The 2758-nt window shown below is 47.3% G+C and carries 2 protein-coding genes; both read left to right on the top strand.

The window, feature by feature from the left end; genetic code table 11:
* Positions 1–1100, top strand: a 1100-nt coding sequence (locus tag KGY70_20445) for a hypothetical protein (GenBank protein MBS3777575.1), incomplete at its 5' end; no start/stop codon positions are given.
* 52 nt (positions 1101–1152) lie between these two features.
* The coding region (locus tag KGY70_20440; protein ID MBS3777574.1) for an acetylxylan esterase at positions 1153–2758 on the top strand (1606 nt) is incomplete at its 3' end.

Raw genomic sequence — 2758 nt, 5'->3', positions numbered from 1 at the left:
GGAAGTATGAATTTTTCCAGCGGCATTTTAATGTTTCGGGGAGTCCCGTGGATGAAGAGGTAGAATATCTCACCCCTGAAGAGCTGACCGTTACAGAAACCGGGCAGGTATTGACTTCCCGGAAAAGCAGGTCTACTTTTTTAATCAATAAGGAAAAAGCCGAAAAACATCTAACAGCCCTGAAAGACCGCAGAAAATCAGGTTCTGAAACTGTAAAATCAATCTTACCCACGATAAAAGAACTTTCCGGTTTCACATCTCCGCAAACCAGGCATGATCCTGTTTTTACCGGCCGTTATGTCAGGGAGGGTTACAAAATAGAGAAATATTTTATCCAGGGAACCGGCAGTTATAAGATTCCCTACCTTCTGTTCAGGCCTCAGGATCAAGACGGGAAACTTCCTGTAGTGCTGTATCTGCATCCCGGTGGTAAAGCTGCTGAAGCATCACCTGGGGGAGAGATTGAATCCATTATAAAGAATGGGTATGCAGTGCTGGCTCCCGATCTTGTTGGAGTTGGGGAGTTGGGCCCCGCAGGATTCAATGGCGATGCCTATCAGTTTGACCTTGGCCGCGGTGCTTATAACATATGGTTTTTCGGTTTACTGGTTGGAAAAAGTATGGTAGGTGCTCAAGCCGCGGATCTCATGCGACTCGTTGATGTACTGAAAAATCGCAGCGATATAGCCCCCGGCCGGATATCATCGCTGGCCCGGGGAGGGTTGTGTAACACCTTATTACATGCAGCGGCATTTGGGGAGACCATATCCAAACTCGCTTTGATTAATCCCCTGCTTTCCTATGAGTCACTCGTGATGCACAAATACTATCAGCCCGAATGGATACAGGCCACAGTACCGGCAGCCATAACCGGTTACGATCTTCCGGACCTGGCTGCCTGCATTGCCCCAAGACCTCTTTGGATGTTAGATATACAGGATCATCGGATGAAACCGGCTTCACAGGAGGAGATAGATAAAACCTATCGGTTTACACGGGATGTTTATCGATCCGAAAATGTGGAGGACAACTTTGTGATTAAATCGCGAGAGCGTTTTCAGAATTTTGCGGAGATTATGAGCGGATGGTTAAGCAAATAATCTGATTTTTTTCAGACTATCATTTTACATAACCCATCAACATCCAATTCACATGAAACGGCTAATCTTAAGAAGCGTAAATAAAGGGGCGGATACATTGAAAAGCATTTTCACGGTATCATTGGTATTATTGGTTACAGCCGGAAGTATCAGGGCCCAGGAAGACCTTGATGTCGTGCGAAATGAATGGCTTCAATACAGCGATGCTCCCAATTCCCTATACCACCACCTGACCGGCCAGGCATATGAATTACTGGAATCCAGAGAGGAGAGGATTAAAGGACTTCAGACGGAGGATGAGTGGAGACAGCGGCAGAAAGAGGTGCGAAGCACCATGTGGGAGATTTTGGGTTCATTTGAGGAAAAAACCCCCTTGAATGCCAGGTTAATTGATAAAGTTCAAAAAGGTGCTTACCGGGTGGAAAACATTGTCTACGAGTCACTTCCCGGGTTCTATGTTACAGCCTCTCTCTTTATTCCTGAAGATATTGACAAACCTGCCCCGGGTATTCTGTTTTGCAGTGGACATAGCACCAGGGCTTACCGGCGGGAGTATTATCAGCTTCCCCTGCTCAATTTGGTAAAGAAGGGATTTGTAGTCCTTGCCATTGATCCCATTGGTCAGGGTGAGCGGCTTCAATACTATAATTCTGTAACAGGTGAGTCGATGATAGGCGGTTCCACCGATGAGCATTCTTATCCGTCTGCGCAGGTTTTTCTCACCGGAAACTCCATTGCCAGGTATTTTCTATGGGATGGTATTCGGGGCATCGATTATCTGGTCAGCCGGCCGGAAGTGGATCCTGACTGGATTGGTGTTCATGGTCTCTCCGGCGGAGGGACTCAGACCGCTTACATATCTGCCATGGATGAGCGGGTGGTAGCCTCAGCCCCTGCAGGTTATATAACCAGTTATCGTCGGCTCATGGAATCGATAGGCGTTCAGGATGGAGAGCAAAATTTCTACCATGGCATTTCGAGTGGTATAGACCACCCTGATTTTATTCAGGTTCGAGCCCCGAAGCCAACCCTGATCATGGCTACGACCAGGGATTTTTTCAGTATTCAGGGAGCAAGGGAAACATACGCCAGGGCAAAACGGGTTTATGATATATTCGGAAAACCCGGTAACCTGAAAATGGTGGAAGACGATCACGGCCATGGATACACCCAAAAGACGCGCGAGGCAATGTACGGTTTTTTTCAGGATCATTTACAACTGCCGGGTTCCTCTGTGGAAGAGGAGGTTGAGTTCTTAACCTCGCAGGAATTGCAGAAAACTTCTACCGGTCAGTTATCCACTTCCCTTGACGGTGAAACGGTATTCAGTTTGAACCGCAGGGAGGCAGCAGAACAGATCAAAGATTTGCAGGCTTCCAGGGAGGACCTTGCAAACCATCTTCAGGGAGTAATAAAATCGGCCAAGAAGCTATCAGGGTATAAAGAGCCTTCCGGCACAGAGGAGCCGGTTTTTACCGGACGTTATCAAAGAGAAGGCTATGCGGTTGAGAAATATTTTGTAAAAGGAGAAGGGGATTATATCATCCCCTATCTGCTGATGATACCGGAGCGGCCAAACAATAAAGCCGTAATCTACTTGCATCCCTCCGGCAAATCAGCCGAAGCATCAGCAGAAGGGGAAATGGAGTGGTTTGTCA

It is taken from the genome of Bacteroidales bacterium (genome assembly GCA_018334875.1).
Lineage (GTDB): Bacteria > Bacteroidota > Bacteroidia > Bacteroidales > UBA12077 > JAGXLC01.
This window is presented reverse-complemented; position numbering and strand designations above follow the sequence as displayed.